The sequence below is a fragment of the Kribbella sp. NPDC023972 genome, assembly GCF_040639075.1.
In the GTDB taxonomy this organism is placed as follows: Bacteria; Actinomycetota; Actinomycetes; order Propionibacteriales; family Kribbellaceae; genus Kribbella.
Window position 1 is genome coordinate 1,685,410 of sequence record NZ_JBEZZH010000001.1, and the last position, 26,512, is coordinate 1,711,921.

The following is a 26,512-nucleotide window of genomic DNA, read 5'->3' on the forward strand; positions in this document are numbered from 1 at the left end:
CAATCGCGCAGACGGGTTGGCTGCCGGGTGAGGTGTTAGTGGAAACCGAATTCGCGGTGTCGCTCGGTTCGCAGCGCTGGACGCTGCCTGCCGACAGCGACACGATCACCATCGGCCGCGGCTCGAACGCCGACATCAAGCTGCCGTCCGACGACCAGATCTCCCGCATCCACGCCCGGCTGAACCGCACCGGCACGACGTGGACCCTCGTCGACGAGTCCCGCAACGGCACGGCCCTGAACGGCCGCCGCCTCGCCGCCCCCACCCCCCTCACCAACAACGACCGAATCCACATCGGCCGCTCAGTCCTGACCTTCCACGACCCCACCACACCCGACGCAGCCACCCCAAGCCAAGAGCCGAGCCCCGCGGACGCGACCGGCACCGCATCCCCTGCAGCCCTCACGGAGGCCGCGGGCCGCGCGGGCGCCGGGACGACGGCCGCTGCAGGCACCGCATCCGCCGGGGCCCACGCGGGCGCCGCCGGGACGGCAGCAGCCGCGGGCCTCGCGGGCACCGCAGGTCTCGTGGGCGACGCCGGCGCCGCAGGCACCGCAGGTCTCGGGGGCGACGCCGGGGCCGCAGGCACCGTAGGTCTCGGGGGCGACGCCTCCGCAGGCCGCGTAGCCGCCGCATCACCCACACCAACTCCCTCGCCCCCGTCGGCCACGCCCGGCAACGCGTCACCCCCACGAACTCCCCCGCCCAGCCCGGCATCCGAGCCAGACGCCGCACCCGCGCCAGGGCGTGGAGCCGACGCGTCCTCCGCACCGCCGCGCTCGACCCCACCGGCGCAAGCCGGGACCGTCGACACGCCGCCGCCATCTGCGCAGCCATCTGCGCCAACAGATGCCCCAGGCAACAGCCCGTTCCACTACACCCCACCACCACCGCCCGACGCCGGAACCGTGAGAGCCGACTCGCCGTTCGCGCGGCAGGGCGGTCAGGGGGTCGACGCCGACGACTGGGGTGAGCCAGCTCCCGGCTCGCCAGGTGGCGGGACCCCGGCGGCGCCCGCATCGACACATGCCGCCGGCAGCAGCCCGTTCCGGGAGGCCCCACGACCGGCCGACGCCGGAGCCGCGCCTGCCGACTCGCCGTTCGCGCGGCAAGGTGGTGAGATCGACCAGGACGCCTGGGAGGAGCCAGCTCCCGGCTCGCCAGTTGCCGGGAGCTCGCCTGCGCCCGGGACGACAGATGCCCCGGCGAACAGTCCGTTCCGGCAGACCGCAGCCCCGGCCGACAGCGGAGACGCGCCAGCCGGTTCGCCGTTCGCGTGGCAGGGTGCGCAGGGGGGCGCCGCCGACTCCTGGCGTGAGCCGGCTTCCGACTCACCAGTGGCCGGTACGCCGGCGACAGATGCCGCAAGCAACAGCCCGTTCCGTGGATCCGAAGCGTCGGCCGACGCCGGTGAGGTGCGGGATGAGTGGGTTGGTGGGGCTCGCGTTGGGTGGGTGGATCCTGAGGATGTTGCCCCGGCCGAGGCGGGGGCGGCGTGGGCTGCCTATCCGTCGGCGGACAATCCGGAGCCGGCGCGTTCGCCGTGGTCAGAGACGAAGCGCCACACCCTGACCCAACCGGACGGCGGCCAGCCCAACTGGTCGGAATCGGCCAGCTGGCCGGATTCGGCCTTCGAAAACCAGCAGCAGCCGCCCTCGGCAGCCACCCGCCAGCCGGAGCAGGTACGCCGCGCAACGACCACCCGCCAGCCGGAGCAGGGACGCCGCGCAGCGACCGACGAGGCGGCCGTGGGCCAGGTGCGCCTGGTCCGCGTCTTGCTCGTCGCAGGCGCCGTCCTGGGCCTCGGTTTGGTGATCAACCTCGCCGCGACGTTCTTCGCGGACGGTACCGGCAGCACCCTGCGTTGGTTGGTCCCACCGGCAATCGCTCTGATCGCCGCCATGGTCGTCGCCCTGCTCGACGCGACCTCCTCCGAGGAACGCCCCAGCGCCGGCCGGCTCGACGTACCGGTGTTCATCGCGATCGCCGCCGTACTGGTCGGTGTCGGCATCGGTGGGTTCGCGCTGACCGCGGGAGTCGAGTACGGCGCCGGCTACCTGACCGGCAAGGAGTCGGGTGAGGACCGTTTGATCAAACCCGTCTCCCGGACCGGCGCAGGGGTCACCGTCACAGTCGAGAACGTCACGTACACCAGTCACTTCACCCGGGTGAAGGTTGCGATCAGCAACGGCAATGACCAGGCGTTGGCCCTCCCGCTCGAGGGCCAGGCCGCCTTCACCGGCGCGGACGGCAATTCCTTGAAGGCCGACGGATTCCGCAGCCAGTGGCCGGATTCCATCCCGGCCGGCGGTGTCGAGCACGGCACCATCACCTTCAAGGGCCACCTCCCGGAGGGACTCACCACCGCCACCCTCACCCTCAAGTCAGGCCCGCCAGCCATCGCCGTTCCCGGCCTCGCCCTCAGCAACTGAGGCCCGCGGTGGACCTGACCGCCGATCAGCCATGCGGTGAGTTACATCGAAATTTGATATAGTTCACCGGGTGACGGTGGATGTGGAACGGCTGACCACGGTGATCGAGGACTTCAACACGATCTTCATCCGGTTGCCGTCGGTGCGGAGGTTCAGCTTCTCGACCTTGTCGGTCCTGCACACGCTCGCGCGAGGTGGGCCGATGCGGCTGACGGATCTGCTGGCGACCGAGCAGCTCAAGCAGCCGGCATTGACCAGCCTGGTGGCGAAGCTCGAGCAGGACGGACTGGTCAGCCGTCGCCCGGATCCGAGCGACGGACGCGCGATGCTGCTCTCGCTCACCCGCGAGGGCCGCCAGATCGTCCGGTCCCGGCACGCGAACCGGGTCGCGCAGCTGACCCGCCTGGTCGACCAGTTGACCGACGACGAACGTGCCGTACTCGCCGACTCGATGCCTGTCCTGACCCGGCTGACCGAAATCGCCAAGGAAGATGCCTGAGGCAACCATGAACACTGTAAAACCGACCCCGATCCACGTTCCGGACGTGGTGCTCGAGGATCTGCGCCACCGGCTGACCATGACCAAGTGGCCGCTCGACGTCGGTAACGACGACGGCTTCTACGGCGTACGTCGTACCGACCTGCAAGAGCTCGTGGAGTACTGGGCCGACGGGTACGACTGGCGGGCGGCCGAGCGGGCGATGAACGCGTATGAGCAGTATCGCGTCGACGTCGGCGGCGTACCGGTGCACTTCATGCGTAAGGCCGGAGTCGGCCCGGACCCGATTCCGCTGATCCTGAGTCACGGCTGGCCGTGGACGTTCTGGCACTGGTCGAAGGTGATCGATCCGCTCGCCGACCCCGCGTCGTACGGTGGTGATCCGGCCGATGCGTTCGACGTGATCGTGCCTTCGCTGCCCGGGTTCGGGTTCTCCACCCCGCTGACGAACCAGCCGGACATGAACTTCTGGAAGATGGCCGACGTCTGGCACGAGCTGATGACCGGCGTCCTCGGCTACGAGCGGTACGCCGCCGGCGGGTGTGATGTCGGGGCGCTCGTCACCGGGCAACTCGGTCACAAGTATGCCGACGCGCTCTACGGGATCCACATCGGTTCAGGCCTGAAGCTCACGTTCTTCACCGGCGACCGGGCCTGGGATTTCACCGGCGGGAACCCGCTCCCACCGGACCTCCCGCCCGCCATCCATGACCGGATCATCGAGCTGGAACGACGGTTCGCCTCGCACCTGGCGACGCATGTCCTCGACCCCAGCACCCTCGGCTTCGGCCTGGCCGATTCACCGGCCGGCATGCTCGCCTGGATGCTCGAGCGGTGGACGAAGTGGTCGGACGGCGACGTCTTCAGCAAGGACGACGTACTCACGCACGCGACGATTTACTGGGCCGGCAACGCGATCGACACCTCGATCCGCACGTACGCGAACAACAACCGCTACCCGTGGACCCCGTCACACGACCGCACACCGGTCATCGAGGCTCCGACCGGCATCACGTTCGTCGGCTACGAGAACCCGCCCGGTGTCACCACTCCAGAGCAACGCATCCAGCACTTCCTCGACAGCGACCGCGCCCCCTGGTACAACCACGTCAACCTCACCGCCCACCCCGCCGGCGGCCACTTCATCCCCTGGGAACTCCCCACCGAGTGGACCGAAGACCTCCGCCGCACCTTCCGCCCAACCCGCCCCTGACGATGCTTGGGGTCAGCGGGCTTTGCTCGCCGCTTCGGCGACGAGGTTGGTGGCGACGTCGCGCAGCTTGATGTTCCCGGTTTGGGAAATCCGGGCCAAGAAGGCGAAGGCGCGCTGCTGGTCGAGCCCGTACCGCTCCATCAGAATCCCGATGGCGGTGCCGATGCTCGCTCTGCTCTCCAGGGCCTCCGACAGCTGCGATTCCTGCCTGCCCCAGCCCAGCAGTACGGCGGCCCAATCGGCGAACATCCCGCCGATGTGGCGCGCCTCGACGTCGAACACGTCCGGCTCGTCGGCGTACAGGTCGAGCGCACCCCGCACCTGCGGATCGGCGCGGAACTGAAACGACAACTGCGAACACAACCCAAGAGCGCCGGCCTTCGGTCCGTACACCGGCCACCGCGGGTCGTTGGTCAAGTCATCGACCTGTACCACCGGCTCCGTCAGCACCGCGTCGATGCAAGGGCCTTCCCCGAGCTCGTACTGCAACTGGTCGGCGGTCGCGGCGACGATGTCGGTGGGGGCGAAGGTCTCGATGGTGCCGTCCTTGCTCGTCACCGAGATGCTGGCGTGCGTGACGCCGGGAATCGTGTCTACGACGCTGGCTGTGATCAGTGCCCGGGTCTGGTCGACGTCGACCGGCACCCGCAACGAATCAGCAACCGTGGTCATCAGCTCGGCCAGCTCCGGCAGTTCCATCTCCCCACCCATCCAGAGGGCCGGTGGCTGCCCGGCCAGTCACGCACATTGTGCGCTATGCAACCCCCGAACTGTGGCACCCCAGCTGGCCGACGCACTCCTCGGACGGCCTGTACGGCGGCAACGCCTTCGCCAACCGTTCAGCGTCACTCACACTGCGCGTTGAGTGACAAAGATGCAGAACGGATGGCCGGCGGGATCCGTGTAGACGCGGAAAGGCTCATCGTCGCCCGCATGCGTGTTGTCAGACAGATATCGGCCGCCAAGAGCCAGGACGCGCTCATGCTGGAGCTCGAGCTCCTCGACGGACGAGACGCTCAAATCGAGATGTAGCTGCTGCGGCACCTCGCCTGTCGGCCACGTCGGCCGAGCCAACTGCTCGACGTACTGGAAGGCCAACTGCGGCGTCCCCTCCGCGGTCCGCAGTACGAGCCAGTCCTGAGCACGCTCATCCGGTTCCCCCGCGGCGGGAAGCTCGTCTCCGGGTCTGTAATCCAGACCAAGTAGCTCACGGTAGAACTCGGCGAGCGCTAGGGGTCAGTACCGTCCAGCACCGTCTGACACAGCCTGAGTGAACCCTGTTCAGCCACCTGTCCGTCTCCTTCGCAGATGCCCAGCTGTTCGGCGAGTGACTACCCGGTTCCAGCCATCAACTGACGCAGCCCCACCCAACCGGGGACGCCGCAACCACGGCGTCCCCGGTTGTCTATGACCAACACGGTCGGGAAAGTTGCTCGCTCGCGGATCTACGCCGGCGCGTGCTCCTTCAGGATCGTCATGAACGCGCGCATCCAGCCCGGGTGGTCCGGCCAGGCGCGCCCGGACACCACGTTGCCGTCGACGACCGCGTCGCCGTCGACCCACTCCGCTCCACCGGCCCGGATGTCGAGCGCCAGGGCTGGGTAGGCGGACGTCTTGCGCCCGTTCAGTACGCCGGCCGCGGCGGCGACGAGTGGTCCGTGACATAGCTGGGCGACGGGCTTCGACTCACCGTAGAAGTGCTGCACGATCCGTTGGCAATCCTCGTCGTTGCGGATGTACTCCGGCGCACGACCACCGGGGATCACGAGGGCCGCGTACTCGGACGGATCGACATCGGCGAACGCGACATCTGCCTGCCAAGTGTGCCCGGGCTTCTCGGTGTACGTGTCGAACCCGTCCACGAAGTCGTGCACCACGAACTGCAGCTTCTTCACCGTCGGCGCGGCCACATGCACCTCGTACCCCTCCTCGAGCAGCCGTTGGTACGGGTAGAACACCTCGAGGTCTTCTGCGGCGTCACCAGTGAGAATCAGCACCTTGGTCATCACGTCATCCCTTCGCAGGCTCCGGTTCCACAGCTAGCCTCCGCCGCCGGCCAGTGTGGGTCAAGGGTGAACCCTGCGGACACACACACCGACGAGGACCCCTGCACCCGAGTGGTGTTGCCGTCGGGTGCGGTTCGTGGCAGTCGCCGCCGGAGACCGGCTTTCCGGCGGACGGATCATCTTCGCCATCGTCCTGGGTAGGCCGATCGACACCGAGTACGGCCGTTCGGCGACACCGCCGACCCTTGGGTGCTGGCGGCGTGCCGGACGCAGGCCTGGACGCGATCACCCTCCGGTGGTCGCCGACACGCACGCCTCCATCCGGCCCACCGCGACCCGAGCCGGTCTCCTCCCTCGTCGAGTTCGCGTCGCCAAGAAGACGCATGAATCAGCCGCCGGGTGCGCTCGCGGGGGAGGTAACACTGTGAGATGCGGCCATCGCCCCGTACCGACCGACCCACCGGAGAGGACGACGATGGTTGTTGCCCCGAGCAACCTCAGTGCGAGTTGGCGTGGCGCGCCAGATTCCACGCGCTGCGGACGGCTTCGTTAGATGATGATGGTCTTTCGGTGGCATAGCCGGTGCGGGTTCTGGCGATGGCAGCGGGCACGTCGGCGAGTGGGACCGGCCTGCGCGGGACACCGCCGAGCGCAGCGATGGCGTGGTGCAGATGACAGCGGCGGGCAATTGGAACCGCCAAGCGCAGCGAAGGCACAGCATGGAGGAAGCCGCGGCGAGCAACCACAGCCGCCGAGCGAAGCGAAGGCACAGCATGCAGATAGCCGCGGCGAGCAACCACAGCCGCCGAGCGAAGCGAAGGCACAGCATGCAGGTCCAGCGGCGAGCAACCACAGCCGCCGAGCGAAGCGAAGGCGTGGGGGGTGCGGGTGGCGGAGCCCCCGCTCGCGCCGAGCGGAGCGACGGCGCACAACACGACGAGGGCGACGAGGCCTGCGCTTTCCGCAGGCACACGTCGCCCATCGCACTCGTGGAGGTGGCGGGAATCGAACCCGCGTCCTTCAGCGTTGCTCCAAGACTTCTCCGGGCGCAGTCTGCTAGTCGCTTTTCTCAGCCCCAGCGCTCTCACAGACAAGTCGCTGACAGGCTCAGTCACTGTAAATGTCCCGTGCTAACCCCGTGACCGGGCTAACACAGCAAGCTTCCTAGCTGAGGCCAGGAACCGGGTCGGAAGCATCCCCGGGCTGACCCTTCGTTTATCTCAGGCCGTCAGGCGGCGAGAGCGAAGTTAGTGCGCTTAGAGTCGGCACTTATTGGTTTCCAGGGATCGTTTACGAGATAACCCTGGGTCCTCGGCCCGCTTCCCTTGGAACTAACGTCCAAAGTCGAAACCGTTCACCCCCTGTTGAGTTGTCAAACTCCCACCCAGCCCCGGAGGGCGGTGGAAACTCCACACTATCAAGCACAACAAGCCACCCGCACCTGGGATTCCCCAGCAGGCGTACGACGTCCCGAGGGCCGGCCGCGTTCCGTCGTACCTCAGCGATTCGGCTACTCAGGGTTACTTGATCAACCGGAGAGTGAAGGGGTAGCGGAAGTTGGAGCCCACCGCGGTGGCCAGGCCGCCGATGCCGGTGAGGACGAACCAGAGGACGCCGAGCAGCGGGAAGAGGAAGGCGGTGAACCCCTCCGTCACCCCGGTCATGATGCCCAGCAGGGCGAACGCGCCGAACGCGCTCAACTGGAAGTTCAGGGCCTCGACGGCGTGCTTGCGGACCGCCGGGTTCTTCTGGCCGGACGTCGCGACCACGATCGCCGGGCCGACGAAGAAGGTCGGGTAGCCGAGCCAGTGCGCCACAGTGCCCATTCCTCGACCGTCGCCGTTGTACCGCTGCACCGGCGCGGGCCGGGTGAAGGCGGCCGGTGCGTGCGTGGGGACGGGCCGGGCAACGAGGCCGTTGAACGTGCTGTTCAGCTCGGCCCGGGTGCGGGCCTTGAGCGCCAGCTCCAGCCGGGTGTCGAACTCGCCGTGGTCCAGCCGGCCGTCGGCGTACATTTCTTTCAGGATCTCGACGGCACGGTCCCGTTGGGCCGGCGTCACCAGCAGGTCTGAAGTGGACATGTGTCCACTCTGCGCGCCGCACGGCGCTCACCCCATCGGGTGCAGCCCCCACCTACCCCTGACCGGACCCCAGCCCATCGCCCGGGACCGGTCTCCGAGCCAGTACGGCGATCAGCGCCGGCGGGTGCGGTCCGAGAGGGCGCGTTGGGCCTCGCGGTTCGCCTGGCGCTCGGCCAGCGCGTGCCGCTTGTCATAGTCCTTCTTGCCCCGGCCGGTGCCGAGCTCGACCTTGGCGTAGCCGTCCTTGAAGTAGAGGGACAGCGGGATCAGCGACACGCCCTGCTGCTCGACGGCGCGGATGAGCTTCTGCAGCTCGTCCTTGTGCAGGAGCAGTTTGCGGGTGCGGCGCGGCTCGTGGTTGGTCCAGGTGCCGTGCTTGTACTCGGGGATGTGCATCCCCTGCAGCCACAGCTCGTTGCCCCGGACCGCCGCGAACGCGTCGACCAGGGAGGCCCGACCCTGCCGCAGGGACTTCACCTCGGTCCCGGTCAGCACGAGCCCGGCCTCCACCACGTCCTCGATGTGGTAGTCGTGTCGCGCCTTACGGTTCTGCGCGATCGGTTTCCGGCCGGTCTCTTTCACCATCCGACCAGTATCTCAGACCTCTCACAACCACTTCATCGGATTAACGACTCGGCCGTCCTGGTAGACCATGAAGTGCAGGTGGCAGCCGGTGGAGTACCCGGTGGTGCCGACGTACCCGATGATCTCGCCGCGGCTGACGCGCTCACCGACCCTGGCCTTGTAGCGGGACAGGTGGTTGTAGACGGTGGTGATGGAGGAGCCGTCGATCACGCCGTGCGAGATGAACAGCCGGTTCCCGTAGCCGCCGTTGTAGTACCTGTCCGTGACGACCCCGCTGGCCGCCGCGCGGATCGGCGTACCGCAGCCGCCGCCGAAGTCGGTGCCGTCGTGCAGCTTCCAGTAATGCAGGACCGGGTGGAACCGCATGCCGAACGGTGACGTGATGTAACTATTGATTGGGTAGCTCAGCCGGCCGTTGTCGTCCCGGTTGTCCGGAATCTGCCGCGGCGGGCGGCCTTCCTTCCGGGCCTTGTCCCGCTCGGCCTTCTCCCGGGCCGCCTTCCGGCGAGCTGCCGCGGCCTTCTCGGCGCGGGCGCGGGCGATCAGGATCTGCTCGACCCGGTTCCGCTCCCGGAGCAGCGCGTTGTACTGCGCCTGCTCGTTGTTCTTCTCCTTCTCGGCGGCCTTGTAGGCGACCAGCTTGAGCTGCGCGATCGCGGCGGCCTCGGCCTTGTCCGCGGCCACCTGCTTGGTCAGCGCGGTCACCTGCCGGACCGTCCGGGCTGCCTCGGCCCGGGCCTCCTCGGCGGCCTTCTCCGCGGCAGCGACCTTGACCCGCCGGTTCGCGAGCTGCGCCTGCGCGTTGTTCAGGTTGGTGATCGCGTTGCCCTGGATTCCGAACACGTTGCGCTGGACCTGCATCCCGGTGGCGATGTCCGCCGGGGATGCGCCGCGCAGCGCGATCGCCAACCCGACCAGGCTGTTCTGCTGCTGGTACGCCGAACGGACCGCGCGACCGGCCACGGCCCGCTTCTCGGCGATCAGCTTCTCGCCCGCCTCGACCTCGGCGACCGCCGTACGCAGCGCCCGCTCGGCGGTCCGGAGTTTGCCCGCGGCGACCGTATCGGCCGCCTTCGCGGCCGCCAGTTTGCCCTGGGCAACGGCGTACCGGGCCTGGACGGCCTTGTACTTCGCCTCCGCCTGGTTATAGGCGGCAACAGACTTGCCGAGCTGGTCGGACGCCTCGGCCAGCTCGGCCTTGGACTGGCCGATCTGCGAGTCGAGCTGCTTCTTCTTGGCGGCTGGATCCGGTGGGTCCGCCTGGGCAGACGGGACCACCGCCAGGGCTCCGGCGGACAGGGACAGGACAAGGCAGCAAGCGGCGACGACCGTCGGCCGGCCTGGCGCCCTCGTGCGGAGGCGCAGGCGTGGCTTCGCGGAGGTGCCGGTGCTGTCGTCTCGCTTGATGCTCGCCCGCTCACGCGGGTTCGCACCGGGGAAGTGCGGGACCACAGGTCGACCCCTTGCTCTGGGTTGAGTTGTCGTGCGTTGAGACTGCTACTGCACGATAAGTCACCCGGGTCAGACTTTGAGGTATTTCCGCGTTGTCAGGAATGTCGGGACGACGGCGAGCACCAGGCCGACCACCACCATGATGAGCGTGGCGCGGAAGGTTTCGGTGGCGCCGACCCACTGCCAGACCCGGAACGTCTCCTGGGCCCGCTGCATGACGACGAAGTACACCCCGACCCACAAGGTGCCACAGGCAAGGATCGCGCCGATGAGTGCTGCCAGGACCGCTTCGAGCAGGAACGGCAGCTGGATATAGAAGTTCGACGCGCCCACCAGGCGCATGATACCTATCTCCCGTCTGCGGGCGTACGCCGCCAGCCGGATCGTGTTCGAGATCTGCATCAGGGCCGCGACCAGCAGGAGTGCCGCCGCGACCAGGGCGCCGACTTGCAAGCCGTTGAGTGCCTTGAACAACGGATCCAGATACTGTCTGAGATCCTGGACGGTGTCGACGCCCGGCAGGCCCGCGACCGCGCTGACCAGGTTCTGGTAGCGCTGTGGATCCTTCAGCTTGACCCGGAAGGACTCCTGCATCTGGTCCTCGGTGACCGTGCTGACGATCGGCGAGTCCTTGTAGAGCTTCTTGAACTGCTCGAACGCTTCCTTCTTCGACTCGCCGAAGACGCCGTCCGGCGCGGTGTCCGGGTTCGACTCGATCACCTGGCGGATCCGGTTCTTCTGCTCCTGGGTCACCTCGGTACCGGAGCAGCCGCGGCCGCCGGAGTCCTTGGTGCAGAGGAAGACCGAGATCTGGATCTTGTCGTACCAGTTCCCCTTCATCAGCTCGACCTGCTCGCGGGCCAGCAGCGCGCTGCCGAACAGCGACAGCGAGACCCAGATGGTGACGACGACCGCGATCGTCATCGACAGGTTTCGCTTCAGGCCGATCCCGAGGTCCGAGAGGATGTAGTTCAAGCGCATCAGTCAGTAGTCCCTGTCTCAGTGCTGGTAGCCGTAGACGCCACGCGACTCGTCGCGGACGACATGACCGTTCTCCAGCTCGATCACGCGCTTGCGCATCTGGTCGACGATCGACACGTCGTGGGTGGCCATCACAACCGTCGTCCCGGTGCGGTTGATCCGGTCCAGCAGCTTCATGATGCCGACCGACGTCCCCGGGTCCAGGTTTCCGGTCGGCTCGTCGGCGATCAGGATCATCGGACGGTTGACGAACGCCCGGGCGATCGCGACCCGCTGCTGCTCACCGCCGGACAGCTCGTCGGGGAGCCGGTCCTCCTTGCCGTCCAGGCCGACCAGTTCGAGGACTTCGGGAACCGTCTTGCGGATGTGCGAGCGGGGTTTGCCGATCACCTGCAGGGCGAACGCCACGTTCTCGGCGACGGTCTTGTTCGGCAGCAGCCGGAAGTCCTGGAACACGGTGCCGATCTGGCGGCGCATCTGCGGGATCCGCCAGCCCGCCAGCCGGTTCAGGTCCTTGCCGGCCACCATGATGTGGCCCTTGGTCGTCCGGTGCTCGCGCAGGACCAGGCGCAGGAACGTCGACTTGCCGGACCCGGAGGTGCCGACCAGGAAGACGAACTCGCCTTTCTCGATCTCGACGTTGACGTTCAGCAGAGCGGCCTTGGACTGGCCCTCGTACGTCTTTGACACATTCTCGAAGCGGATCACGGGATCATCCGGCCGTGGTCGGGAACAGGGAGCGACGCAGCGGTAACCACGAGGAGACCGTACGCCACCGGAGCGGCCGCAGGTCAGTCTAGGTGGTCCCGGGCGTGCCGCCGACCAGGCGGGCCGGACCGTACACGCGCGTCCGATAGCCGGTGTACCACGAGGTGCGGGGTGCGACGGGATAGCCACGGGCTGTGCGGCCGACATTGCCACGCGCTGAGCGGCCGACGTTGCCCCGGGCTGTGCGGCCGACGCTGCGCCGCCCCCTGTTCTTCCTGCTTGAGCGTATCCGTTTTCGCCGGTCCGCCGGTGGAGTTATCCACAGGTCAAGCGGTTCCGCGCCCGGCGGCGCGCCTCGTACCCGGGCTGTCAGGCGCGCGCGCCGTACTCGGGCTGTCAGGCGGGGGCCGGTGCGGGGCCGTGGCCGTTGTCGGGGCGGGCGTCGGCGATGCGGGCGAGACCCGGCTCGGGTTTGCGGCCGGCCCGGCGGGCGGCCTCGACGTGCAACTGGGCCAGCTTGACGACCTGACGGGAGACCGTCACGGTCTTCTTCTCAGCCATCCCCGTCTCCCTCGACGACCTCGGTATCTGCTTCCGCGATATCAGCGTACGCGGCCTGGCCGACGCGGTCGATCGCGACCGAGGCGGTCAGCGCGGCGACCAGATCGTAGTCCTCGGGCTGTAACAGCTCCGACCGCATCAGTGAGCGGAGCGTGACGACACCGGCGTCGGTGCCGGCGTCCGTACCCTCGAGAATCTGCTCGACCGCCCACCGGACCATCCGCATCGTCTCCTCGCGGTGCCGCCAGACGTCCAGCTCGCGGTCGGACTTGCGGGTCAGGTACGCCCCGAGGGCGACCCCGCCGAGGGCCAGGAACGGGCTCAGCACGGTCGCGACGACGCCGACCACCGAGATCCAGGTCGGAATCACGGACACACCCCGCCGCTCATACGCGTCCTCCCAATTCCATGGTGGTGACCGGCCGAAGATGTTACGAAGGGAACCATTCCACCCGCCACCGACAGAGCAGCCCAGTCTGACAAGGAGCAGTGTCACCGTGATGGACGAGCCGGACCGCTACGACGTGTTCGTGCAGGGGACAGTGTTCCTCGACATCGTGCTGACCGGCCTGGAGTCCGCCCCGACCACCGGGACCGAGATCTTCGCCGAGGGGATGGGGTCCTGCCCCGGCGGCGTCGCGAACTTCGCCATCGCCGCCAGCCGGCTCGGCCTGAAGACCGGGCTTGCCGCCGTGTTCGGCGACGATGTGTACGCCGACTTCTGCTGGCGGACCCTGGCCGACCAGGAGGGCGTGGACCTGTCCCACTCCCGGCGGATCGGTCACTGGCACTCCCCCGTCACCGTCTCGATGTCACTCGACCGGGACCGGGCCATGGTGACGCACGCGCACGAGGCGCCCGGCGACCCGAGCAAACTGGTCGGCCCCGGCCTGAACACCCGGTCCGCGATCGTTCCGGTCGAGGACGAGCTGCCCGGCTGGACTGTCGAGGCGATGCGGTCCGGCGCGCTGCTGTTCGGTGACGTCGGCTGGGACCCGACCGACGAGTGGTCGCCGGCCGTTCTCGACGTACTCGAGGGGTTCCATGCCTTCACCCCGAACGCGCGCGAGGCGATGGCATACACCCGGACCGACACGCCGAAGGCCGCGTTGCACAAGCTGGCCGAGCGCGTGCCGCTGGCGGTGGTCACCAACGGGTCGGACGGAGTGCTCGCGATCGACTCGGCGACCGGTGAGGAGGAGCAGGTGCCGGCCCTGCCGGTGCGCTCGTACGACCCGACCGGGGCGGGTGACGTATTCCTCGCCTCACTTGTCCTCGGCACCCTTCGCGGCTGGCCGCTGGCGCACCGCCTTGCCTTCGGCAACCTGTGTGCGGGTCTGTCGGTGCAGCACTTCGGCGGCTCACTCGCCGCGCCGGGCTGGGGCGACATCATCGACTGGGTCCGCGACCACAGCCGGCACCGCCCGGGCGGCATCGCCCCCGAAATCCTTGCCCACTACAACTTCATCGGTGATGTCCTGCCCGAGGGCCCCGTCCCCATCGTCCGCCGGGCCTCCGCGACAATTGCGCGCCTGTCTGACGCCTGACAGCCAGACAGTCGCTGCGACGAGAGCAAGCAGTACGCCGCCAGCCAGGAACCCGTGTGACGGCGTAGTCCGGTCGATCGCCAGACCGGCGAGCGCCGATCCGGCCGAACTGCCGAGATTGTTGGCGGTGTTGATCCAGGTGCTCGCCTCGGTGCGCTGGTACGGCGGGGTGACGGTGTCGGCGGCCAGGTAGGACACCACGAAGATCGGCGCCACGGCGACCCCCGCGGCCGCCATCACGACGCCGAGCAGCATCAGGTTGCCGGCGAACGACGCCGCGACCAGTCCGGCAGCCAGTACGGCGATCAGTCCGCCGAGATGAGTGGACCACTGCCGGGTGTGCTTGCGCCGAGCCCACAGGAGTCCGCCGGCGACGCTTCCGAGTCCGATCGCGGCTTCGACGTATCCGGCCGTTCCCGGCCTGCCGGCATCCTGAGCGACGCCGGCCACGCAGAGGTACGCGACGCTGATGCCCGACGCCGTGACCAGGATGACCAGCAGGATCCGCCGCAGCCCCGGGATGACGAGCGGACCGAGAGGGTGGCGAGCCGGCGGAGCCGCGGCCGTGTGCCTGGTGACCGGACTGGTCACCATGGCGAGGGTGCCGACGAGCATCAGGCCCGCACAGCAGGCGAGAGCCGCTGGTGCGGACCCGAAGCTGATCAGTACGCCGACAAGCAGCGGACCGCCGAGGAAGAGCGACTCCTCGGAGACTGCGTCCAGCGCGTAGGCCCGTTCCTTCAGGGTCGAACCTTCGGTGAGCAGTCGCCAGGTCGACCGCATAGACGGTCCCAGCGGTGGCGCGAGGAGTCCCGCCGCCCCCACCACCGCGAGGTTGCTGGTAGAGAGAGCGATGACAACCAGAGTGGAAGAACAGCCGATCGCGAGGACCGGGAGCACGCGCCGCTGGCTGAAGCGGTCGACGAGCCGTGCTTTGTAGGGCATCGACAACGACGCCAGACCGAACAGTGCGACCGCCGCACCAGCGGTGGCGAACGAGTTGGTGGACTGCTGGACGGTGAAAAGCAGAGACAACGGGAGCAGACCGTACGACAACCGGCCGAGCAGCGCCGGCACGAACGTGCGCAACGCAGATGGCAACAGCAGGACGTCACGGTAGCTCCCGGCACGAGTGGTGCCGGACAAGAGGAACGCTCCTAGAGATTCGCGACGTCCTTGCCGGGCGCCGCGCAACGATGTGGGCTCAACCGCGCAAACCACGCGCAGGAGCCGCCTCTAGTCACGGGGAGAAGACATGCGGCAGAGCATACGTCATTTTGACAGTGAGATCTCCTGCGCTATATTCAACCTATCGGTTTAGAACCGATCAGTTGAATAGGAGTCAGATGCCGATCGACCAGCTGAGCCGCACCTTCGCGGCACTCGCCGATCCGACCCGGCGCGCGATCCTTGCGCGGCTGTCGGAGGGCGAGGCGACGGTCGGGCAGCTGGCAGAACCGTTCGAGATGAGCTTCGCGGCGGTGTCCAAGCACCTGCGGGTGCTCGAGGCCGCCGGGCTCGTCAGCCGGGGGCGCGACGCGCAGTACCGGCCGGCCCGTCTCGATGCGCGGCCGCTGGCGGCGGTGTCGGAGTGGATCGGCGACTATGCCCGGTTCTGGGCCGGCAGTTTCGACTCGCTCGGCAGCTATCTCGACACCCTTCAGCACAACGACCGCGACACCACGACCAAGGAGAACGACGATGACTGAGCCCCTGACCGTCACCCGCACCTTCAGCGCGCCACGCGAGCTCGTGTACGAGGCCTGGACGAAGCCGGAGCACTTCTCCGTCTGGTTCGGCACCGACGCCGTCGACGTGCCGCTCGACACGCTGTCCCTGGACGTCCGTGTCGGCGGCGCCTGGAACGCCGTGATGCAACTGCCCGACGGCAACCAGATCCACTGGGTCGGCGAGTACACCGAGGTCGACCCGCCCGCCCGACTGGCCTTCACGATGACCGACGACCCGGCGAACCCGGCCGGCGAGCCGATCGTCGTCACCTTCGCGGAGGTGACCGGTGGCACCGAGATGACGTTGGTCCAGCCCGCGGGCGACTTCACCCAGGAGCAGATCGACGCGACGATCATGGGCTACAACGGCTTCTTCGACTCGATGGAGAAGCTGCTCGCGGCCCAGAGCTGATCGGCACGCCCCGCAGCCGGGTAGTGAATCGGAGACGGTCGTCGTGCCTTCTTCCCGGCCGGAACCCTCCAGGGTCGTAGGGTCTTGATTCGTTGCGCGGCTGTGGGACCGCGCCGGGACTGCGGAGGTACGTCGAGATGTCGGGTGCTGATGGCAACGGGTTCGGTCGGCGGCGGTTCCTCGCCGTCGGAGGTGGGCTGGCGGCGATGGCCGTGGCCGGTTGCGGGTCGAACACTGGACGGGACACCGGATCGAGTGGCGCGTCCGGAGGCAAGCCGGAGTTGTCGCAGTGGTATCACCAGTACGGCGAGGCCGGAACGCAGCAGGCGGTGCAGCGGTACGCGAAAGAGTACCCGGATGCGACCGTCACCGTGCAGTGGTCACCTGGGGACTACGACAAGAAGACCGCGGCCGCACTGCTGACCGACAACGGGCCGGACGTGTTCGAGTACGGCAACGGCCCGACCATCGACATGATCAAGGGCGGCCAGTTGGTCGACCTGACCGACCTGCTCGACGCCACCACCAAGGCCGACTTCACGCCGTCGCTGCTCAGCCGCATGACCTACCAGGGCAAGCTGTACGCGATCCCGCAGGTCACCGACATGCAGCTGCTCGTCTACCGCAAGAGCCTGCTCAGCAGCGCCGGCGTCCAGCCGCCGCAGACCGTCGACGAGCTGCTCGCGGCCGCGAAGAAGCTGACCACGGACAAGATCAAGGGCCTGTTCGTCGGCAACGACGGCGGCGTCGGCATCCTCGGCGGACCGGCGCTGTGGTCGGCGGGGCTGGACTACCTGACCGAGGAGAACCAGTTCGGGTTCGACGACCCGGCCGCGGTGGAGTCGCTGTGGAGGCTGCGCGAGCTGTTCATCTCGAAGAGCCTGTTGCTCGGGGCACCGACCGATTGGTCCGACCCGTCGGCATTCATCCAGGGCCTGACCGCGATGCAGTTCACCGGCCTGTGGACCCTGCCCGCGATCCAGAAGGCGTTCGGCGACGACTTCGGCGTACTCCCCTGGCCCAAGCTGAACGCGACCACCGGAGCGCCGAGTGTCCCGGTCGGCGCCTACGGCTCGATGGTCAGCGCGAAGTCGAAGAACGTCGACGCGGCGAAGAAGTTCGTCAAGTGGCTGTGGGTCGACCAGGAGGACTTGCAGCTCGACTTCGCCCAGTCGTACGGCTTCCACATCCCGGCCCGCAAGAGCCTGGCGGAGAAGGCGGACAAGCTGAAGTCGGGGCCGGCCGCGGACGCGGTCAAGTTCGTCAACGAGAACGGGCGCGCGCAGACCCCGGTGCTGTGGTCACCGAAGTCCGGTACGGCGTACTCCGACGCACTCAACCGGATCATCCGCAGCGGTTCGGACCCGGCCACCGAGATCAAGGCGGTCAAGGCCGTGGTGGAGGCCGAGCTCAAGCGCATCGCCGGATGAGCTCGTCCCTCGCGACCAGGTTGCGGGGGCGGCACGACCGCAACCTGTGGTTCGCGATCTTCGTCGGCCCGTTCGTCCTCGGGCTGCTGGTGTTCGTGTACATCCCGATCGTCTGGTCGGTGGTGCTCAGCTTCTTCGACGCGCACAACACGGTCACGCCGACGAACTTCGTGGGCTTGGGCAATTACCTGGACATGCTCCGGGACGAGGCGTTCCGGTCCAGCCTGATCACCTTCGTGGTGTTCGCCGCGTTCATCGTGCCGACCACGTTCGTGCTGTCGCTCGGCCTGGCCCTGCTGGTGAACAGGGCCCGGTTCGCGAAGACGTTCTTCCGCTCGGTGTTCTTCCTGCCGACGGCGTGCTCATACGTCGTCGCCGCGCTGATCTGGAAGCTGTCGATCTTCAACGGCGTCCGGTTCGGCCTGGCCAATACCGTGCTCGGCTGGTTCGGGATCGAGCCGGTCGCGTGGCTGTCGGTCACCCAGCCGCCGTGGTACTGGCTGGTCATCGTCACCGCGCGGATGTGGTTGCAGGCCGGCTTCTACCTGATCCTGTTCCTGGCCGGGCTGCAGCGGATCGCGCCAGCGCTGTACGAGGCCGCGGCGATCGACGGCGCGACCGGGTGGCGGGTGCTGCGCTACATCACACTGCCACAACTCCGGGCGACGTCGACCGCCGTACTGCTGCTGCTTCTGATCAACGCGTTCCAGGCGTTCGACGAGTTCTACAACCTGTTGTCCAGCGCCGGCGGCTACCCGCCGTACGCGCGTCCGCCGCTGGTCTATCTGTACTACGCCGCACTCGGCCAGGGGCAGGACTTCGGCCACGGCAGCGCGGGTGCGGTGATCCTGACGTTGCTGATAGCAATCGTCGCGCTGGCGCACGGACGACTCGTCGGGCTCGGACGGAGGGACGACTGAGATGCAGCGATCGGGTGTCGACAAGACCGGCTCCGCGATCAGGTACGTCGTACTGATCGGTGGGGCGGTGTTGTTCCTGCTGCCCTTCTACCTGCTCGTGCGCAACGGGTTGTCGACCGAGCAGGACATCACGTCGCCGGAGTGGACGTTGTTCCCGTCGTCGCTGCAGTGGAGCAACGTCACCGAGCTGTTCCAGGACCCCGCCGTACCGATGGCGCGGAGCCTGGTGAACTCGCTGGTGATCGCGGTCGTGCAGACCGTCGGCGTCCTGGTGATCTCGGGGCTGGCCGGGTACGGGCTGGCGCGGATCCCGTTCCGGTACGCGAACGCGGTGTTCTACTTCATCGTCGCGACACTGCTGATCCCGGCCGCGGTCACGTTCGTGCCGAGCTTCGTGCTGGTGTCTACGCTCGGGTGGGTGAGCACGCTGCGCGGCCTGATCGTGCCGGGGTTGTTCCAGGCGTTCGCGACGTTCCTGTTCCGGCAGTACTTCCTCGGGTTCCCGCGGGAGCTGGAGGAGGCGGCGCAGCTGGACGGGACCGGGTACTGGGGAACGTTCTGGCGGGTCGTGGTACCGAACTCGAAGGGGTTCGTCGCGGCGATCGGGACGATCACGTTCATCGGCTCCTGGAACGCGTTCCTCTGGCCGCTCGTCATCGCGCCGGACCAGAACGCCTGGACCGTGCAGATCGCGCTGTCCACGTTCCTCACCGCGCAGACGATCAACCTGCCACAACTGTTCATCGCGGCCGCCATCGCCATCGGGCCGTTGGTGGTCGTCTTCATCTTCTTGCAGCGCTGGATCGTCCAGGGCGTGGAAAGGTCGGGTATCAGCGAATGACCGGGATCGAGCTGGAGCCGTTGACCGATGCGGATCGGGAGTTGATCGAACTCGCCCGCCGTACCGTCGACGAGAACACCGACGGGCCGGACGGGGTCCACACGGTGGGCGCCGCGGTGCGTGGTGCGGACGGGCGGATGTACGCCGGGATCAACCTGTACCACTTCACCGGCGGACCGTGCGCCGAGCTGGTCGCCCTGGGCCGGGCCCGGGCGGACGGTGCGCGGGAGCTGACCACGATCGTGGCCGTGGGCAATGAAGGCCGCGGTGTCGTCAGCCCGTGCGGCCGCGACCGGCAGGTGCTGGTCGACTACCACCCGGGCATCCGCGTCATCCTCCCCACCGCGGCAGGTGTCGGCTCGGTCCGGATCACCGACCTCCTCCCCGAGTCCTACCGCTGGACTCCGAACCCCTGACCAACCACCGGGTGTGAGAACACCGGGATGATGTCCCGGCCGTACGCGGCCAGGGTCTCTTCCTTGGCGTCGTGCTGGAGGTAGAGCGCGAACTGATCCACACCGAGCGACTTCAGCGCCGAGAGCCGCGCGAGGTGGTTGTCGACCGGGCCGAGGATGCAGAACCGGTCGACCACCTCGTCGGGGACGAAATCCGCATGGGTGTTGCCGGCCCGGCCGTGCTGCGCGTAGTCGTAGCCTTTGCGGCCCTCGATGTAGTCGGTCAGCGCCTTCGGCACCGCGGCTGACGTCCCGTACCGCGTGACGATGTCGGCCACGTGGTTGCCGACCATCCCGCCGAACCACCGGGTCTGATCCCGCTGATGCTCGAGGTCGTCCCCGACGTACGCCGGCGCCGCGACGCAGAACTTGATCGCGGCCGGATCACGACCCGCCTCTTCGGCGGAACGTCGTACCGCGGCGATCATCCACTCGGCGATGTCGGGGTCGGCCAGTTGCAGGATGTACCCGTCGCCGACCTGACCGGTCGCGGCCAGCGCCTTCGGGCCGTACGCCGCGACCCAGACGTCCAGTGCGCCGTTCTCGACCCAGGCGAACTTCAGCTGCTGGCCGCGGTACTCGACCGTCTCGCCGCAGGCCAGCGAGCGGACCACGTCGACGCACTGCTTCAGCTCCTCGATGGTGCCGGGTTTGGCACCCAGGGTGCGCAGCGCGGAGTCGCCGCGGCCGATGCCGCAGATCGTCCGGTTCCCGAACATCTCGTTCAGGGTGGCGAACTGGGACGCGATCACGGTCCAGTCCCGGGTGCCCGGATTCGTCACCATCGGGCCGACGACGACCCGCTCGGTGGTCGCCAGGATCTGGCTGTAGATGACGAACGGCTCCTGCCAGAGCAGGTGCGAGTCGAACGTCCAGACGTAGCCGAACCCGGCGTCCTCGGCCTTGCGGGCAAGGTCGACCACCGCGGACGCGGGCGGATCACACTGGAACACCACTCCGAAGTCCACGGTCGATCCCCCTACACCAGATACGACGACAGGCCGCGCTGCAGGAACTTCCCCCGGCCCTTGCGGCCATGGTAGTTGCCGTCAGCCACGATCACCTCGCCGCGCGAGATCACGGTGCCCACCCCGCCCTTGATCTCGACCCCTTCGTACGCCGAGTAGTCCATGTTCATGTGGTGGGTGTCGACGCTGATCCGGGTGGTCGCGTTCGGGTCGTAGACGACCAGGTCCGCGTCGGAGCCGGGGGCGACGATCCCTTTCCGCGGGTAGAGCCCGAACATCCTGGCCGGCGTGGTCGCGATCGTCTCCACCCAGCGTTCCAGAGACAACTGCCCGTCCACGACCCCTTGGTAGATCAGGTCGACCCGGTGCTCGACACCGCCGATGCCGTTCGGGATCTTGGAGAAGTCGCCGCGGCCGAGCTCCTTCTGGTCCTTCATGCAGAACGGGCAGTGATCGGTCGACACGATGGCCAGATCGTTGCTGCGCAAGCCTTTCCACAGATCCTTCGCGTGCGACTCGTGCTTGCTCCGCAGTGGGGTCGAGCACACCCACTTCGCACCCTCGAACCCTGGTGCGCCGAGCTGGTCCTCGAGGGTGAGGTACAGGTACTGCGGGCAGGTCTCGGCGAACACGTTCCGGCCGGCGTCGCGCGCTTGGGCGACGTGCTCCAACGCTTGGCTCGCGGACAGATGGACGATGTAGAGCGGGCAGTCCTGGGCGACCTCGGCGAGCGCTATCGCCCGGTTCGTCGCCTCCGCCTCCAGCGCGGCCGGGCGGGTGATGCCGTGGTAGATCGGGTCGGTCTCACCGCGGGCCAGCGCCTGCTGCACCAGGACGTCGATCGCGATGCCGTTCTCCGCGTGCATCATGATCATCGCGCCGTTCTCCCGGGCGGTCTGCATCGCTCGCAGGATCTGGCCGTCGTCGGAGTAGAAGACGCCCGGGTAGGCCATGAACAGCTTGAAACTGGTGACGCCTTCGTCCGACACCAGCTGGTCCATCGCCTTCAGCGAGTCGTCGTCGACCCCGCCCAGGATCATGTGGAACGCGTAGTCGATGTGGCAGTTGCCGTCGGCCTTCGCGTGCCAGGCGGCCAGCCCGTCCTGGACGACCTCACCGGTTCGCTGGACCGCGAAGTCGATGATGGTCGTCGTACCGCCCCAGGCCGCGGCCCGGGTGCCGGTGTCGAACGTGTCACTCGCCGCGGTGCCGCCGAACGGCAGCTCCATGTGCGTGTGAGCGTCGATCCCGCCCGGGATCACATACTTGCCTGCGGCATCGATCACCTCGTCCGGCGTGATCGTCTGGCTGAACGACGGGTCCAGCACCGCGACGATCTTCTCGCCCTGGACCAGGACGTCGGCGACCTGTGTCCCGGTCGGCCCGACCACAGTCCCACCCTTGACCAGCAAAGACATCTACGCCACTCCCCTTTGAGCGGTTCGACCCTTGACTTGTTCGCCTCGTGAAAACCAGTTGGTGGGGAGTTGCGTCCCCTTTGAGCGGTTCGACCCTTGACTTGTTCGCCTCGTGAAAACCAGTTGGTTGGGGAGGTGTGTCCCCCTTGAGGTTGGGTTAGGGCTTGGTCAGGTCGCCGTACGCGTCCGGGCGTCGGTCGCGGTAGAACTGCCAGCGGTCGCGGACCGTGTCGAGCAGGCTCAGGTCCAGGTCGCGGACGATCAGTTCCGGATCGTGGTCGTGCCCGGTCTCGCCGACGAACTTGCCCTCGGGGTCGACGAAGTACGACGTACCGTAGAAGTCGTTGTCACCGTAGTCGGACTCGATCCCGACCCGGTTGATCGCGCCGATGAAGTACTCGTTCGCCACCGCCGAGGCGGGCTGCTCCAGCTTCCACAGGTACGACGACAGGCCGCGGTGGGTCGCCGACGGGTTGAACACGATCTTGGCGCCGGCCAGCCCGAGCGCCCGCCAGCCCTCCGGGAAGTGCCGGTCGTAGCAGATGTAGACCCCGACCCGACCGACCGCGGTGTCGAAGACCGGATACCCCAGGTTGCCGGGCCGGAAGTAGAACTTCTCCCAGAACCCCTTCACCTGCGGGATGTGGTTCTTCCGGTACTTGCCCAGGTACTTGCCGTCAGCATCGATCACGGCGGCGGTGTTGTAGAGCACGCCGGGCTGCTCCTGCTCGTACACCGGCAGCACCATCACCATCCCGAGCTCCTGGGCCAGCGCGGCGAACCGCTCGGTCGTCGGCCCCGGCACGGACTCGGCGTACTCGTAGAACTTGGCATCCTGCAACTGGCAGAAATACGGCCCGTAGAACAGTTCCTGGAAGCAGATCACCCGCGCACCGGCCGCGGCAGCCTGCCGCGCATACTCCTCGTGCGCCTTGATCATGGACTCCTTGTCCCCGGTCCACGACGTCTGCACCAACGCAGCCCGCACAACCTCCGACATCAGCCCTCCCACCACTAGCCGAGCACCCATGCTCCATCCGCGCCCCCACACCCGTCAACGGATCTCGAAACGGATGTGGAAAACCCGGCCCGATCAGCGTCAGATCGTGATGTTGCGGGAATCGGCCGGGAGGACGCGACCGCCCACGGCGGCGTGGGTCGGGGGCTGCCAGGTGGTGTGGAGGTGGGAGCCGGCGCCCTGGATGACCAGCAGGTCCCGGGATAGTTGAGCGGTCAGCTGGGTGACGGCGGAGCCGGTGGCCTCGTCCTCGGGAACACCCATGGCAGGGGCGAAGGCCCGGGCCCGGATGATGCCGGCGGACTCGTCGATCCAGGACCAGATGAAGGTGTGACCGGCTGAGTACGCCGCGGGGTCGGCGGCCTCGACGGCTTCCGGGGAATCGAGTCGGCGCCAGTCCCAGGGGCTCCCCCAACTCGAGTCGGCGCGGACGAAGACCAGGTCGCCGTCGCGGGTCACGGTGATGTCGCCGGCCGGGACGCGCAGGGTGTCGACGTCCACACCCTGGGAGTGGAGCCACCAGGCGACGCCGACGGTGGGGTGGCCGGCGAAGGACATCTCGCGGGTGGCGGTGAAGATCCGGATCGTGCCGGTCGCGGCGTCGTCGACGTACACGGTCTCGCTGTAGCCGAGCTCGGCGGCGACACGCTGGCGGTCAGCCGGCGGGACGAGAGCGCCGTCGACGATGCCCAAGGGATTGCCGAAGCGGCCATCGGGGTCGGTGAAGACCCGGACGACCTCGACGTGAACCGGGGTCAAGTCGGTCAACCGGGGCGGCTCAGAGGACGACGATCGCCGCGATGACGGCGATCAGGACCACAGCGGCGCCGATCAGGGCGAGGACGCGGCCGTTCAGTTTCGGTTCGGCGGTCGCCTCGGCCTGGCCCTCGTTCACGAAGGCGCGGAACATCTGGGTGTTCGCGCCCGGGTCCTGCTCGTTCTCGACGTTCTGCGGGACGTTCTGCTCAGCCATGGCCCCAGACCCTACCGGCACCCCCGGCCAGAGCCTCCCAGCGCCCCGGCAAAAGTTCTTGCGTCGTCAGCTTTCCCGAGGTGTACCATTTGGTACATGCGCTTCGAACACTCCATCACGGTCCAGGCCTCACCCGAGCGGGTCTGGCAGGTCTACAGCGACGTCGAGCGGTGGCCCGAATGGACACCGACAATCGAGTCGGTCGAGCGGCTCGACGAGGGCCGCATCCACGTCGGCGCCAAGACACGGATCCGTCAGCCGAAACTGCCGGTCGCGGTCTGGGAGGTGACCGAAGTCAAAGAGGGCGAGTACTTCGAATGGGTCTCGAAGGCTCCCGGGATCAAGACCACCGGCGGTCACCGGGTCGCCAGTACGCCGGAAGGCACGGTCGCGACGGCCACGATCGTCCAGGAGGGCCCACTCGGCTGGATCTTCGGCAGGCTGTACGCCGGACTCACCCGCCGCTACATCGCCACTGAAGCCGAGAGGCTGAAGGCAATCAGTGAACGAGCGTAGCGAGTTCACCATCAAGCACAGCGTCACTTGTGACTCATCCGCGCCCGGAGCGAATGGAGGACGCGGATGAGTCGTGAATCGCTGCTTGCCGATGCCGTGGAGCACTTCGCGAAGAACGGGATCGGTGACGCGAGTCTGCGCAGTATCGCCACGTCGATCGGCACCAGCCATCGGATGCTGATCTACCACTTCGGTTCCCGCGAGGGGTTGCTCGCCGAGGTGGTTCGTACGGTCGAGCAGCAGCAGCGTGACCTGCTGGCCGAGGTGATGGCCAAGGACCTGCCGCTCGAGGAACAGGCCGATCTCTTCTGGCGACGCGTCTCCGAAGCGACGCTGATCTACGGGCCGCTGTTCTTCGAGCTGAGCGCTCACGCGATGCAGGACCGCCCGCACACCGCGGCGCTCAAGGCGGACCTGATCAACGTGTGGCTCCCGCCGGTGATCGAGCTGTGTGTCCGGGCGGGCATTCCGCCCGAGCAGGCGCCGTCGTACGCGCGACTGGGCCTGGCCGCCTCCCGCGGCCTGCTGTTCGACCTGCTCCTCACCGGTGATCGCGACGCGGTCGACGAGGCGTCCACGTTGCTCAACCGGCTGTTCAGTCTCCCGGCTCCGTAGGCGTCGCCACCCAGCCGGCCACGATCGGCAGCCGCGACTCCCGCAGTACGGCGACGAACCCGAACGGCCGGTCCAGCGTCACCTCCAGCCGACGGGCCTGCTGGGTCGGCATCGAGGTCCGCATCAATCCCATGGCAGTCACCGCCGCGGCCTCGAACCCGGTAGCGAAGAACCGCGCCAGCACCTTCTGCTTCGCCTGCCCGACGGCAAGCGGCGCCGGGCTGATCGAGCTGAAGTGACCGTGCGCCCCCGGATCCGTCGTCACCGCGCTCAGTCCGAACAGCTCACGCGACTCCATCAGGTCATGCTCGGTCTCCACACTGAACGACGGCAACGACAGCTTCAGATCCGGCCTCGGCGCCGTGGTCTGCCCGACCTTCACCCCGGGCGCAACCTCGGTCCCCGGCTGTCCCTGATCGATCAGTCGACTCCCCGGTACGCCTTCGCCCTGCGCCCCCAGAAGCGCAGCAAGTACGTCGGCCTGCGACGCCTGGGGCTCCCCGATGCCAAGCAGTACGTCGACGTCCGCATCGCCGGTCACGGTGATCACGGTCAGGTCGTCGTACCGCCGTACCGCGTCCAGTTCGCCGTCGACGCGTTCCAGCCAGTGCCACGAGCCGCCCGCCCACGGTCCGTCGTGGAAGCGCCGGACGAGCTCCTTGAACGGGATCACCCAGGTCGTCCGCAGCGAGAGCGCCGACGCGAGGACCAGCATCAGGTCGGGGGTGACCTCGATCGGCAGCTCGCGGATCAGGTCGTTGGTGTGCTGGGCGGCCCAGGCGTCGAGTTTCGGCTTGTCCGCAGCCGAGTTGCCCGTGAGTTTGCCGACCAGCGGCGCCGGCATCACGCTGTCGAACGACTCGGCGAGCTTCAACTGCTCGCTGACCCAGACACCCAGCGCCGCGTGCAGATCCTCCGAGCCCTCGATGGCGTCGATCAGCGCCAGCGCCTGCGCGGAACCGTCAGCGGCGGCAACCTTGGCGGCCTCGGCCAGCTCGGCGCGACCTGGTTCGTCGGCGGCGGTGGCCAGGATCGCGAGGAGCGGCCAGAGGCCGAGCCCGGACACGACCGTGTTGCCGTCCGGCAGGCTGCGAGCCCAGCGGACGGTGAGTTCGTTGACTGCGCGCACGACGTCGGTGTCCATACCTCCA

The 26,512-nt window shown here is 67.9% G+C and carries 28 protein-coding genes, 1 other RNA gene and 1 pseudogene; 12 read left to right on the plus strand and 18 right to left on the minus strand.

The window, feature by feature from the left end:
- The first annotated feature begins 38 nt into the window (after positions 1-38).
- The 3 genes from AB0F43_RS08000 (at position 39) to AB0F43_RS08010 (ending at position 4,144) form a co-directional block, all read left to right on the plus strand.
- On the plus strand, positions 39-2,432 hold the full coding sequence (locus AB0F43_RS08000) for an FHA domain-containing protein (protein ID WP_360472247.1): 2,394 nt from the start codon (positions 39-41) through the stop codon (positions 2,430-2,432).
- 70 nt (positions 2,433-2,502) lie between these two features.
- Entirely contained in the window at positions 2,503-2,931 is a 429-nt protein-coding gene (locus AB0F43_RS08005) for a MarR family transcriptional regulator (RefSeq protein WP_360472250.1), read from the plus strand.
- Positions 2,932-2,938: 7 nt separating this feature from the next.
- Positions 2,939-4,144 (plus strand): epoxide hydrolase family protein, encoded by a 1,206-nt coding sequence (locus AB0F43_RS08010; RefSeq protein WP_360472252.1) that lies wholly within the window; start codon positions 2,939-2,941, stop codon positions 4,142-4,144.
- Positions 4,145-4,156: 12 nt separating this feature from the next.
- Here AB0F43_RS08010 and AB0F43_RS08015 read toward each other — a convergent pair whose 3' ends face one another.
- From AB0F43_RS08015 to AB0F43_RS08065, 11 genes are all read right to left on the minus strand, one after another.
- Positions 4,157-4,843 carry a GAF and ANTAR domain-containing protein gene (locus tag AB0F43_RS08015; protein ID WP_360472254.1) on the minus strand — a complete coding sequence of 229 codons (687 nt, stop codon included), beginning with the start codon at positions 4,841-4,843 and terminating at the stop codon, positions 4,157-4,159.
- Positions 4,844-4,993: 150 nt separating this feature from the next.
- Complete coding sequence (locus AB0F43_RS08020; protein ID WP_360473062.1) at positions 4,994-5,341, minus strand: VOC family protein; 348 nt, start codon at positions 5,339-5,341, stop codon at positions 4,994-4,996.
- Between the two features lie 248 nt (positions 5,342-5,589).
- Positions 5,590-6,150, minus strand: coding sequence for a DJ-1/PfpI family protein (locus AB0F43_RS08025; RefSeq protein ID WP_360472257.1), 561 nt, complete (start codon positions 6,148-6,150; stop codon positions 5,590-5,592).
- 987 nt (positions 6,151-7,137) lie between these two features.
- Positions 7,138-7,512, minus strand: a transfer-messenger RNA (tmRNA) gene (gene ssrA / locus AB0F43_RS08030).
- 158 nt (positions 7,513-7,670) lie between these two features.
- The gene (locus AB0F43_RS08035) at positions 7,671-8,231 is read right to left on the minus strand and encodes a DUF1707 and DUF4870 domain-containing protein (protein WP_360472260.1); all 561 of its coding nucleotides are present in this window, start codon (positions 8,229-8,231) and stop codon (positions 7,671-7,673) included.
- A gap of 111 nt (positions 8,232-8,342) precedes the next feature.
- Positions 8,343-8,816, minus strand: coding sequence for an SsrA-binding protein SmpB (gene smpB / locus AB0F43_RS08040; protein ID WP_360472262.1), 474 nt, complete (start codon positions 8,814-8,816; stop codon positions 8,343-8,345).
- Positions 8,817-8,837: 21 nt separating this feature from the next.
- A complete protein-coding gene (locus AB0F43_RS08045; RefSeq protein ID WP_360472265.1) occupies positions 8,838-10,268 on the minus strand; it encodes a peptidoglycan DD-metalloendopeptidase family protein in 1,431 nt (476 codons plus the stop codon).
- Between the two features lie 69 nt (positions 10,269-10,337).
- On the minus strand, positions 10,338-11,249 hold the full coding sequence (gene ftsX, locus AB0F43_RS08050; protein WP_360472266.1) for a permease-like cell division protein FtsX: 912 nt from the start codon (positions 11,247-11,249) through the stop codon (positions 10,338-10,340).
- 18 nt (positions 11,250-11,267) lie between these two features.
- Entirely contained in the window at positions 11,268-11,957 is a 690-nt protein-coding gene (ftsE, locus tag AB0F43_RS08055) for a cell division ATP-binding protein FtsE (protein ID WP_360472268.1), read from the minus strand.
- 396 nt (positions 11,958-12,353) lie between these two features.
- Positions 12,354-12,518: a hypothetical protein gene (locus AB0F43_RS08060; protein ID WP_360472271.1), complete on the minus strand. Its 165-nt coding sequence runs from the start codon at positions 12,516-12,518 to the stop codon at positions 12,354-12,356.
- On the minus strand, positions 12,511-12,888 hold the full coding sequence (locus AB0F43_RS08065) for a hypothetical protein (protein WP_360472274.1): 378 nt from the start codon (positions 12,886-12,888) through the stop codon (positions 12,511-12,513). Before AB0F43_RS08065 ends, AB0F43_RS08060 begins: the two co-directional genes overlap by 8 nt.
- A 130-nt stretch (positions 12,889-13,018) precedes the next feature.
- On the opposite strand from AB0F43_RS08065, the gene AB0F43_RS08070 reads away from it, so the two are divergent.
- Positions 13,019-14,065: a PfkB family carbohydrate kinase gene (locus AB0F43_RS08070; protein WP_360472276.1), complete on the plus strand. Its 1,047-nt coding sequence runs from the start codon at positions 13,019-13,021 to the stop codon at positions 14,063-14,065.
- A gap of 12 nt (positions 14,066-14,077) precedes the next feature.
- Here AB0F43_RS08070 and AB0F43_RS08075 read toward each other — a convergent pair.
- Positions 14,078-15,010: pseudogene (locus tag AB0F43_RS08075) on the minus strand (MFS transporter); the annotation flags it as partial.
- A 401-nt stretch (positions 15,011-15,411) separates the two neighbouring features.
- Here AB0F43_RS08075 and AB0F43_RS08080 point away from each other — a divergent pair.
- The 6 genes from AB0F43_RS08080 (at position 15,412) to AB0F43_RS08105 (ending at position 19,814) form a co-directional block, all read left to right on the plus strand.
- Positions 15,412-15,774, plus strand: coding sequence for a metalloregulator ArsR/SmtB family transcription factor (locus AB0F43_RS08080; RefSeq protein WP_360472279.1), 363 nt, complete (start codon positions 15,412-15,414; stop codon positions 15,772-15,774).
- Positions 15,767-16,207, plus strand: coding sequence for an SRPBCC domain-containing protein (locus tag AB0F43_RS08085; RefSeq protein ID WP_360472282.1), 441 nt, complete (start codon positions 15,767-15,769; stop codon positions 16,205-16,207). Before AB0F43_RS08080 ends, AB0F43_RS08085 begins: the two co-directional genes overlap by 8 nt.
- 137 nt (positions 16,208-16,344) lie before the next feature.
- Positions 16,345-17,637: a sugar ABC transporter substrate-binding protein gene (locus AB0F43_RS08090; protein WP_360472285.1), complete on the plus strand. Its 1,293-nt coding sequence runs from the start codon at positions 16,345-16,347 to the stop codon at positions 17,635-17,637.
- Positions 17,634-18,557 carry a sugar ABC transporter permease gene (locus AB0F43_RS08095; RefSeq protein ID WP_360472288.1) on the plus strand — a complete coding sequence of 308 codons (924 nt, stop codon included), beginning with the start codon at positions 17,634-17,636 and terminating at the stop codon, positions 18,555-18,557. The genes AB0F43_RS08090 and AB0F43_RS08095 overlap by 4 nt, the downstream gene beginning before the upstream one ends.
- A gap of 1 nt (position 18,558) precedes the next feature.
- Positions 18,559-19,398 carry a carbohydrate ABC transporter permease gene (locus tag AB0F43_RS08100; RefSeq protein WP_360472291.1) on the plus strand — a complete coding sequence of 280 codons (840 nt, stop codon included), beginning with the start codon at positions 18,559-18,561 and terminating at the stop codon, positions 19,396-19,398.
- The gene (locus AB0F43_RS08105) at positions 19,395-19,814 is read left to right on the plus strand and encodes a cytidine deaminase (protein ID WP_360472293.1); all 420 of its coding nucleotides are present in this window, start codon (positions 19,395-19,397) and stop codon (positions 19,812-19,814) included. The genes AB0F43_RS08100 and AB0F43_RS08105 overlap by 4 nt, the downstream gene beginning before the upstream one ends.
- On the opposite strand, the gene AB0F43_RS08110 is transcribed toward AB0F43_RS08105, so the two are convergent.
- The 5 genes from AB0F43_RS08110 to AB0F43_RS08130 form a co-directional block, all read right to left on the minus strand.
- The gene (locus tag AB0F43_RS08110; protein ID WP_360472295.1) at positions 19,790-20,821 is read right to left on the minus strand and encodes a TIGR03842 family LLM class F420-dependent oxidoreductase; all 1,032 of its coding nucleotides are present in this window, start codon (positions 20,819-20,821) and stop codon (positions 19,790-19,792) included. The genes AB0F43_RS08105 and AB0F43_RS08110 overlap by 25 nt on opposite strands.
- Before the next feature lie 11 nt (positions 20,822-20,832).
- Positions 20,833-22,239, minus strand: a complete 1,407-nt coding sequence (gene hydA / locus AB0F43_RS08115; RefSeq protein WP_360472297.1) for a dihydropyrimidinase — start codon at positions 22,237-22,239, stop codon at positions 20,833-20,835.
- 157 nt (positions 22,240-22,396) lie between these two features.
- Entirely contained in the window at positions 22,397-23,239 is an 843-nt protein-coding gene (locus AB0F43_RS08120; protein ID WP_360472299.1) for a nitrilase-related carbon-nitrogen hydrolase, read from the minus strand.
- 99 nt (positions 23,240-23,338) lie between these two features.
- Positions 23,339-24,025, minus strand: coding sequence for a PhzF family phenazine biosynthesis protein (locus tag AB0F43_RS08125; protein ID WP_360472302.1), 687 nt, complete (start codon positions 24,023-24,025; stop codon positions 23,339-23,341).
- Positions 24,026-24,035: 10 nt separating this feature from the next.
- Entirely contained in the window at positions 24,036-24,230 is a 195-nt protein-coding gene (locus AB0F43_RS08130) for a hypothetical protein (protein ID WP_360472305.1), read from the minus strand.
- A gap of 96 nt (positions 24,231-24,326) precedes the next feature.
- Between AB0F43_RS08130 and AB0F43_RS08135 the strand changes: the two genes are divergently transcribed.
- Positions 24,327-24,746, plus strand: coding sequence for an SRPBCC family protein (locus tag AB0F43_RS08135; RefSeq protein WP_360472308.1), 420 nt, complete (start codon positions 24,327-24,329; stop codon positions 24,744-24,746).
- Positions 24,747-24,812: 66 nt separating this feature from the next.
- Entirely contained in the window at positions 24,813-25,361 is a 549-nt protein-coding gene (locus AB0F43_RS08140) for a TetR family transcriptional regulator (protein WP_360472311.1), read from the plus strand.
- Here AB0F43_RS08140 and AB0F43_RS08145 read toward each other — a convergent pair.
- The gene (locus AB0F43_RS08145; RefSeq protein ID WP_360472314.1) at positions 25,342-26,505 is read right to left on the minus strand and encodes a serpin family protein; all 1,164 of its coding nucleotides are present in this window, start codon (positions 26,503-26,505) and stop codon (positions 25,342-25,344) included. The genes AB0F43_RS08140 and AB0F43_RS08145 overlap by 20 nt on opposite strands.
- Positions 26,506-26,512: the final 7 nt, after the last annotated feature.

What these genes read in the sequence shown, in the direction of transcription:
- AB0F43_RS08010 (WP_360472252.1), top strand. Translation starts at nt 2,939, where the DNA reads ATGAACACTGTAAAACCGACCCCGATCCACGTTCCGGACGTGGTGCTC.
- AB0F43_RS08015 (WP_360472254.1), bottom strand. Translation starts at nt 4,843, where the DNA reads ATGGAACTGCCGGAGCTGGCCGAGCTGATGACCACGGTTGCTGATTCG.
- AB0F43_RS08025 (WP_360472257.1), bottom strand. Translation starts at nt 6,150, where the DNA reads ATGACCAAGGTGCTGATTCTCACTGGTGACGCCGCAGAAGACCTCGAG.
- AB0F43_RS08035 (WP_360472260.1), bottom strand. Translation starts at nt 8,231, where the DNA reads ATGTCCACTTCAGACCTGCTGGTGACGCCGGCCCAACGGGACCGTGCC.
- smpB (WP_360472262.1), bottom strand. Translation starts at nt 8,816, where the DNA reads ATGGTGAAAGAGACCGGCCGGAAACCGATCGCGCAGAACCGTAAGGCG.
- ftsX (WP_360472266.1), bottom strand. Translation starts at nt 11,249, where the DNA reads ATGCGCTTGAACTACATCCTCTCGGACCTCGGGATCGGCCTGAAGCGA.
- AB0F43_RS08060 (WP_360472271.1), bottom strand. Translation starts at nt 12,518, where the DNA reads ATGGCTGAGAAGAAGACCGTGACGGTCTCCCGTCAGGTCGTCAAGCTG.
- AB0F43_RS08070 (WP_360472276.1), top strand. Translation starts at nt 13,019, where the DNA reads ATGGACGAGCCGGACCGCTACGACGTGTTCGTGCAGGGGACAGTGTTC.
- AB0F43_RS08080 (WP_360472279.1), top strand. Translation starts at nt 15,412, where the DNA reads ATGCCGATCGACCAGCTGAGCCGCACCTTCGCGGCACTCGCCGATCCG.
- AB0F43_RS08085 (WP_360472282.1), top strand. Translation starts at nt 15,767, where the DNA reads ATGACTGAGCCCCTGACCGTCACCCGCACCTTCAGCGCGCCACGCGAG.
- AB0F43_RS08090 (WP_360472285.1), top strand. Translation starts at nt 16,345, where the DNA reads ATGTCGGGTGCTGATGGCAACGGGTTCGGTCGGCGGCGGTTCCTCGCC.
- AB0F43_RS08095 (WP_360472288.1), top strand. Translation starts at nt 17,634, where the DNA reads ATGAGCTCGTCCCTCGCGACCAGGTTGCGGGGGCGGCACGACCGCAAC.
- AB0F43_RS08100 (WP_360472291.1), top strand. Translation starts at nt 18,559, where the DNA reads ATGCAGCGATCGGGTGTCGACAAGACCGGCTCCGCGATCAGGTACGTC.
- AB0F43_RS08105 (WP_360472293.1), top strand. Translation starts at nt 19,395, where the DNA reads ATGACCGGGATCGAGCTGGAGCCGTTGACCGATGCGGATCGGGAGTTG.
- hydA (WP_360472297.1), bottom strand. Translation starts at nt 22,239, where the DNA reads ATGTCTTTGCTGGTCAAGGGTGGGACTGTGGTCGGGCCGACCGGGACA.
- AB0F43_RS08120 (WP_360472299.1), bottom strand. Translation starts at nt 23,239, where the DNA reads ATGTCGGAGGTTGTGCGGGCTGCGTTGGTGCAGACGTCGTGGACCGGG.
- AB0F43_RS08130 (WP_360472305.1), bottom strand. Translation starts at nt 24,230, where the DNA reads ATGGCTGAGCAGAACGTCCCGCAGAACGTCGAGAACGAGCAGGACCCG.
- AB0F43_RS08135 (WP_360472308.1), top strand. Translation starts at nt 24,327, where the DNA reads ATGCGCTTCGAACACTCCATCACGGTCCAGGCCTCACCCGAGCGGGTC.
- AB0F43_RS08140 (WP_360472311.1), top strand. Translation starts at nt 24,813, where the DNA reads ATGAGTCGTGAATCGCTGCTTGCCGATGCCGTGGAGCACTTCGCGAAG.
- AB0F43_RS08145 (WP_360472314.1), bottom strand. Translation starts at nt 26,505, where the DNA reads ATGGACACCGACGTCGTGCGCGCAGTCAACGAACTCACCGTCCGCTGG.